General features: G+C 70.2%; 7 protein-coding genes. 6 read left to right on the forward strand and 1 reads right to left on the reverse strand.

Translation table 11 applies throughout. The annotated features are described in order from the left end of the window. The first annotated feature begins 219 nt into the window (after positions 1-219). Positions 220-1275, forward strand: a complete 1056-nt coding sequence (locus ACWCRB_RS48200) for an LLM class F420-dependent oxidoreductase (protein ID WP_451002124.1) — start codon at positions 220-222, stop codon at positions 1273-1275. A 274-nt stretch (positions 1276-1549) separates the two neighbouring features. After that, a complete protein-coding gene (locus tag ACWCRB_RS48205) occupies positions 1550-2338 on the forward strand; it encodes a ferritin-like domain-containing protein (protein ID WP_451002125.1) in 789 nt (262 codons plus the stop codon). A gap of 17 nt (positions 2339-2355) precedes the next feature. On the opposite strand, the gene corA is transcribed toward ACWCRB_RS48205, so the two are convergent. Next, positions 2356-3363: a magnesium/cobalt transporter CorA gene (gene corA, locus ACWCRB_RS48210; protein ID WP_451002126.1), complete on the reverse strand. Its 1008-nt coding sequence runs from the start codon at positions 3361-3363 to the stop codon at positions 2356-2358. 77 nt (positions 3364-3440) lie between these two features. Here corA and ACWCRB_RS48215 point away from each other — a divergent pair, with 77 nt between their 5' ends. The 4 genes from ACWCRB_RS48215 to mshC all read left to right on the forward strand — a co-directional run. Further along, positions 3441-4127, forward strand: coding sequence for a histidine phosphatase family protein (locus ACWCRB_RS48215; RefSeq protein ID WP_451002127.1), 687 nt, complete (start codon positions 3441-3443; stop codon positions 4125-4127). A 108-nt stretch (positions 4128-4235) separates the two neighbouring features. Beyond that, positions 4236-4826 (forward strand): DUF3090 domain-containing protein, encoded by a 591-nt coding sequence (locus tag ACWCRB_RS48220; protein ID WP_451002128.1) that lies wholly within the window; start codon positions 4236-4238, stop codon positions 4824-4826. Beyond that, positions 4790-5626, forward strand: a complete 837-nt coding sequence (locus tag ACWCRB_RS48225; protein WP_451002129.1) for an SCO1664 family protein — start codon at positions 4790-4792, stop codon at positions 5624-5626. The genes ACWCRB_RS48220 and ACWCRB_RS48225 overlap by 37 nt, the downstream gene beginning before the upstream one ends. A gap of 260 nt (positions 5627-5886) precedes the next feature. After that, on the forward strand, positions 5887-6974 hold a 1088-nt coding region (mshC, locus tag ACWCRB_RS48230; protein WP_451002130.1), incomplete at its 3' end, for a cysteine--1-D-myo-inosityl 2-amino-2-deoxy-alpha-D-glucopyranoside ligase.

Consider the following 6974-nt stretch of genomic DNA (forward strand, 5'->3'; position numbering starts at 1 on the left):
GGACGGGCTGGGTTGTCAGCCCGTCCGGCGTTTGAGGACAAGGGGGGTCTGGGGGCGCAGCCCCCAGGGGATGGGAATGGGTAGGGGCGGCGGGGGCGAGGAACTTCAGGGCTCCCCGAACTCCCGGTCAGCGAGATGCATGCCCCACCGACATCCTCGCGTCCACACGCTAGTGTCGGTCGCACAAGGGACGTTACTGATCGGTAAGGGGAATCGGCCATGCAGCTCGGGATCAACCTCGGCTACTGGGGTGCCGGAATGGACGCGGACAATCTGGCCGTCGCCCAGGAGGCCGACCGGCTCGGATACGCCGTCTGCTGGGCCGCCGAGGCCTACGGCTCGGACGCCGCCACCGTACTCACCTGGGTCGCCGCCCAGACCGAACGCATCGACGTCGGCTCGGCCATCTTCCAGATCCCGGCCCGCCAGCCCGCGATGACCGCGATGACCGCCGCGACACTCGACTCGCTCTCCGGCGGCCGCTTCCGCCTCGGCCTCGGCGTCTCCGGCCCCCAGGTCTCCGAGGGCTGGTACGGCGTCAAGTTCGACAAGCCGCTCTCCCGCACCCGCGAGTACGTGGAGATCGTACGCAAGGCGATGAGCCGCGAGCGGCTCTCCCACGACGGCGAGCACTGGACGCTGCCGCTGCCCGGCGGCCCGGGCAAGCCCATCAAGCTGACCGTCCACCCCGAGCGCGAGCACATCCCGCTCTACATCGCCGCGATCGGCCCGAAGAACCTCGAACAGACCGGCGAGATCGCCGACGGCGCGCTGCTGATCTTCCCGTCCGCCGCGCACATCGAGGACACCGCCATCCAGTACCTGCGCGCGGGGCGCGAGAAGGCGGGGAAGACCCTCGAAGGGTTCGATGTCTGTCCCACCCTCCCGCTCGCCGTCGGGGACGACAAGGACGTGGCCACGCTCGCCGACACCTTCCGGCCGTACACCGCCCTGTACGTGGGCGGCATGGGCAGCCGTAAGCAGAACTTCTACAACCAGCTCGCCCAGCGCATGGGGTACGAGAAGGAAGCCGCCGAGATCCAGGACAAGTACCTGTCCGGCGACAAGGAAGGCGCCGCGGCCGCCATTCCGCACGACCTGATCGACCAGACGACGCTGCTCGGCTCGGTGGACCGCATCGCCGACCGGATGCGCGCCTACGCGGCCGCCGGTGTCACCACGCTCACCCTCGCCCCGGCCGGCTTCACGCTCGACGAGCGGATCGCCTCGCTCCGGGCCGGCACCGACGCCCTGGAGCGCGCCGGACTGGCGTAGGCAGCCGTAGGAAAGTTCCGCGGCCGTGGTGGGGGCTCGGGGGTCTTCCCCGCCACGGCCGTCATGGAACACAACGCGTCGGCGGCCCCGCGGTTACGCCCCGCACACCCTCCACACCCTCGCACTTACGTCCCGACGCGCCCCTCCTGGTCCTCCTTTTGGCGGAGTTGTCCGACACAGCTGTTGCAGCGTCCCTGGCACCGCATTTGACTCGTTCTTTGACTGGTTTCTTTGCGGAACCCTGCAGAACGCAGAACTGCGAGAGGTGCCTCTGATGCTTTCGGCCAGGAGTCTGTTCCAGGAGATCCTCGACAACGACGATTCCTTCCGTCTCTTCTGCTCCATCGCGGCCAGCGGTGAGTCACAGGGCGGCTGGGAGAACGCCCGTATCGCCGCGCTCGTCCCGGCGGACGAACGCGCTCTCGCCCCCAAGATCACCCGCCATGGCGCGGACGAGGACAAGCACGGGCGGATCTTCAACGCCCTCATGAAGAAGCGCGGCCTCCAGCCCGTTGACGTCCCGGCCGACACCGACTACACGATGCTGCTGGAACGGCAGGGCATCGGTCTCGCGCACGAGAAGCTCAAGGGCGACGAGCCGCTGACCGTGCAGGACATCGTCACCTACCTCGCCCACAGCCGTGTCACCGAGCAGCGCGCCTCCGAGGAGATGGACCTGCTGCGCAAGTACTTCGGTGACCACCCCGACCTCGGCCGCGCGGTGCGGATGATCTCCAACGACGAGGACAACCACCTCGCCTACTGCCACGAGGAACTCCTGCGCTTCGCCGCCGCCGGACACGGCCGCGCCATCCGGCGGACGCTGCGCGAGTGCGCGCTCGCCGAGATCCGCGTCTACCGGGACGTCAGCCTCGCGGTCATGTCCCACATGGGGCGTGTCCTCGGCTGGCCGCGTCCCAAGGCGGCCGTCCTCGCGGCGGGCATCCGCGCGGTGTACGTCTACGAGCGCGCCGTCGGCTGGCGCCGCATGGTCTCCCTGCGGATGCCCGAACGCCGGAACGCGCTGGGCGGCCCGGCGACCACGGCACCCGAGTTCGCCTGAGCAACAGGGTTACGGCCCTACAGCCAGCCCCTCCGCTTGAACATCCGGTACAGCAGCACCTCCACCACCGCCATCGCCACGATCAGCGCCGGATACGACCACGCCCAGCGCAGCTCCGGCATGTGGTCGAAGTTCATGCCGTAGATCCCCGCGACCATCGTGGGGATCGCGGCCATGGCGGCGAACGCGGAGATCTTCCGCATGTCGTCGTTCTGCCGGACGCTCATCTGTGCGAGATGGGCCGACAGCACGTCCGAGACCAGGCGGTCCAGGCCCTCCACGGACTCGTTCACGCGCGTGAGGTGGTCGCTGACGTCCCGGAAGAAGGGCTCGGCCTTCTCGTGGACGAAGGGCACCCGCGCGCCGAACAGGCCCGTGCCCGAGAGCCTGCCGAGCGGTGCCGCCAGGGGGCCCGTGGCGCGGCGGAACTCCAGGATCTGCCGCTTGAAGGTGTAGATGCGGGACGCCGTGTGGCGCGAGCCCCCGCCGGACGGCGAGAACACCTCCGCCTCCAGCTCCTCCAGGTCGGTGCCCAGCTCGTCCGCCACCTCCACGTAGTGGTCGACAATGGCGTCGGCGATCGAGTACAGCACCGCCGTGGGGCCGTGCCGGAGCATCTCGGGCTCCGCCTCCAGCCGGTGCCGTACGGCGGCCAGGGGCGCCTCCAGGCCGTGCCGCACGGTCACCACGAAGGAATCGCCGATGAAGACCATGATCTCGCCGGAGGAGACGATGTCGGCCTTCGGCTCGTACCCGACCGGCTTGAGCACCACGAACAGCGAGTCGTCGTACACCTCCAGCTTCGGCCGCTGATGCGCGTTGAGGGCGTCCTCGACGGCCAGGGGGTGCAGTCCGAACTCCTCGGTGACCCGCTCGAACTCCTTCTCCGTGGGCTCGTACAGCCCGACCCAGACGAAGGCGTCCCCGGACGACCGGCCCGTGCGGCACTCGTCGAGGGCGTCGGAGAAGTCCTCGGGACCCTCGGTCCGGCGTCCGTCACGGTAGATGGCGCAGTCGACGATCACGGTGCGTATTCTCCCGCCGTCCGGCCGGAAACGCACTCCCGCGTACCACTGGAACCCGTACGCCTACGCTGGTCCGCATGCCCACGCTGATCCTCGTCCGGCACGGACGTTCCACCGCCAACACCTCCGGGGTGCTCGCCGGCCGTACGCCCGGCGTCGCCCTCGACGAACGGGGTGCCGCGCAGGCCGCCGCGCTGCCCGGGAGGCTCGCCGAGCTGCCCATCTCGGAGGTCGTCACCAGCCCGCTGCAGCGCTGCCAGGAGACGGTCAGGCCCCTGCTCGACGCCCGGCCGGAGCTGCGGGCGCACACCGAGGAGCGGATCTCGGAGTGCGATTACGGGGACTGGTCCGGGCGCAAGCTCGCCGAACTCATGGACGAGCCCCTGATGCAGGTCGTCCAGAGTCACCCGACCGCCGCCGCCTTCCCCGGCGGTGAGTCCATGCGGGCCATGCAGACCCGCGCCGCCGAAGCCGTACGCGAGTGGAACGCGCGCGTGGAGGCCGATCACGGCTCCGACGCCGTCTACCTCATGTGCTCCCACGGCGACATCATCAAGTCCCTTGTCGCCGACGCTCTCGGGCTCCATCTCGACCTCTTCCAGCGGGTGTCCGTCGATCCGTGTTCCGTCACCGCGATCCGTTACACCCGTCTCAGGCCATTTCTCGTTCGCCTCGGCGACACCGGCGATTTCGCCTCCCTGGTGCCGCGCGAGGAACCGCCTGGCGAGGAGGCGACGGTAGGGGGTGGTGCGGGCGCACCGTGATCGTCGGCAGCAGTAGGGTGAAGCGGTCGCGGCAGCGCCGCGGATGCTGAAAATCATCAGATCCAGATTCATCAGATCCAGATTCATTCGATTCAATGGAGACAGGACGTGTCCCGTCAGGTGTTCCTCTACGACCTCCCGGACCGCTTCGTGGCCGGTACGGTCGGACTGCCCGGGCGCCGTACGTTCTTCCTCCAGGCCACCGCAGGCCCCCGGGTGACCAGCGTGGCCCTGGAGAAGACCCAGGTCGCCGCGCTCGCCGAACGCATGGACGAACTGCTCGACGAGGTCGTACGCCGTAGCGGGGGCAACGCCGCCGTCCCGGCAGTGGCCCCCACCGAGGTGTCCGACACCCGCCCCCTCGACACCCCCGTCGAGGAGGAGTTCCGGGTCGGCACCATGGCGCTCGCCTGGGACGGCGACGAGCAGCGCATGATCGTCGAGGCGCAGGCCCTGGTGGAGCTGGACGCCGACTCCGAGGAGGACCTCGCGGAGGCCGAGGAGCGGCTCCTCCAGGACGAGGAGAACGGCCCCCCGATGCTGCGCGTCCGCCTCACCGGCGCGCAGGCCCGCGCCTTCGCCAAGCGGGCCCTCGACGTCGTCAACGCCGGCCGGCCGCCGTGCCCCCTGTGCAGCCTCCCGCTCGACCCGGAAGGACATGTATGTCCGCGCCAGAACGGATACCGCCGCGGAGCGTGACGGCCACCGGCACGCCCGCCGAACTGCTCGCCAAGGGTGAGCTGACCGTACGCGGGCGCATCAGCGAGGCGTCGAACGCGGCGCTGTACTGCACGGTCTCGTACGAGGGCCAGGAAGCCGCCTGCATCTACAAGCCGGTGGCCGGTGAACGTCCCCTGTGGGACTTCCCCGACGGCACCCTCGCCGAGCGCGAGCTGGCGGCGTACGAGGTCTCCGAGGCGACCGGCTGGGGGCTCGTACCGCCGACGGTGCTGCGCGAGGGGCCGTACGGCGAGGGCATGTGCCAGCTGTGGATCGACGCGGAGGCGGAAGCGGGGGATCGGTTGCTCGCCCTGGTCGAGGGGGAGGAGCCCGGACCCGGCTGGAAGGCGATCGGCTTCGCCGAGGTGGGCGAGGGCAGGACGGCACTACTGGTACACGCCGACGACGAACGCCTGCGGCGGCTGGCTGTCCTGGACGCGGTGATCAACAACGCGGACCGCAAGGGCGGGCATCTGCTGCCGGGTGAGGCGGGGCGGCTGTACGGGATCGACCACGGGGTCACCTTCAACGCCGAGAACAAGTTGCGGACGCTGCTGTGGGGCTGGGCGGGGGAGCCGCTTCCCGCGGAGGCGGTGTCGGTCCTCAAGTCCCTGCGGGACGGCCTGGAACCGGGCGCACCACTGAGCACCCGCCTGGAGGAACTGATCACTGCGGCCGAGGTGGCCGCGACGCGCGTACGTGTGGAGGCGTTGCTGTCGTCCGGCAAGCACCCGGAACCGAGCGGCGAGTGGCCGGCGATCCCGTGGCCGCCGGTGTGAGGGTGCGCGGGACTGGTGCTGGGGGTGGGTCACGCAGCCCGGCGTCAACGGGGTGCCGCTCTCTGTGGGATGGGAGCCGCCCCTAGCGGCACGCATGCCCGCAGCGAGGCGGGGGCGCTTTTAGGGGCGCGGGGAACTGCGCGAACAACCCCACCAGCCCGCACCTAAGGCAGTGAGACGAATCTCGCAAGACCCCCTTCCCGGCCATCTGGACCCCGTCCGGCTCGTATACGGAACATCCGTCCGGTTACGCTCATGACATGCATGCCTGGCCCGCTTCCGAGGTCCCCGCCCTGACTGGTCAGGGCCGCGACCTGAGGATCCACGACACCGCGACCGGCGGTCTCGTCACCCTCGACCCCGGTCCCGTCGCCCGTATCTACGTCTGCGGCATCACCCCGTACGACGCGACCCACATGGGTCACGCGGCGACCTACAACGCGTTCGACCTCGTTCAACGCGTGTGGCTCGACACCAAGCGGCAGGTTCACTACGTCCAGAACGTCACCGACGTCGACGACCCGCTCCTCGAGCGGGCCGTGCGCGACGGGATCGACTGGGTGGGGCTCGCCGAGAAGGAGACCGCTCTCTTCCGGGAGGACATGACCGCCCTGCGGATGCTGCCCCCGAAGCACTACATCGGCGCTGTCGAGGCGATACCCGGCATCGTCCCGCTCGTCGAGCGGCTCCGGGACGCGGGCGCCGCCTACGAACTCGAAGGGGACGTCTACTTCTCCGTCGAGTCCGACCCCGACTTCGGCAAGGTGTCCAACCTGGACTCAGCCGCGATGCGCCTGCTGTCCGCCGAGCGCGGCGGCGACCCCGACCGCCCCGGCAAGAAGAACCCGCTCGACCCGATGCTGTGGCTGGCCGCCCGCGAGGGCGAGCCGAGCTGGGACGGCGGTTCGCTCGGCCGTGGTCGCCCCGGATGGCACATCGAGTGTGTCGCCATCGCCCTCGACCACCTCGGGATGGGCTTCGACGTCCAGGGCGGCGGCTCCGACCTCGCCTTCCCGCACCACGAGATGGGCGCCTCGCACGCCCAGGTGCTGACCGGCGAGTTCCCCATGGCCAAGGCGTACGTCCACGCCGGCATGGTCGCGCTCGACGGCGAGAAGATGTCGAAGTCCCGGGGCAACCTCGTCTTCGTGTCCGCGCTGCGCCGCGACGGCGTCGACCCGGCCGCCATACGGCTCGCCCTGCTCGCCCACCACTACCGGGCCAACTGGGAGTGGACCGACCAGGTGCTGGAGGACGCCGTCGCGCGGCTCGGGCGCTGGCGGGCCGCCGTGTCCCGGCCCGACGGGCCGCCCGGCGACGCGCTCGTCGAGGAGCTGCGCGAGGCCCT

Source organism: Streptomyces sp. NPDC002156 (assembly GCF_053593675.1).

Excerpts from the sequence above, each read along its gene's own strand:
- ACWCRB_RS48200 (WP_451002124.1), top strand. The coding sequence starts at position 220 with ATGCAGCTCGGGATCAACCTCGGCTACTGGGGTGCCGGAATGGACGCG.
- ACWCRB_RS48205 (WP_451002125.1), top strand. The coding sequence starts at position 1,550 with ATGCTTTCGGCCAGGAGTCTGTTCCAGGAGATCCTCGACAACGACGAT.
- ACWCRB_RS48215 (WP_451002127.1), top strand. The coding sequence starts at position 3,441 with ATGCCCACGCTGATCCTCGTCCGGCACGGACGTTCCACCGCCAACACC.
- ACWCRB_RS48225 (WP_451002129.1), top strand. The coding sequence starts at position 4,790 with ATGTCCGCGCCAGAACGGATACCGCCGCGGAGCGTGACGGCCACCGGC.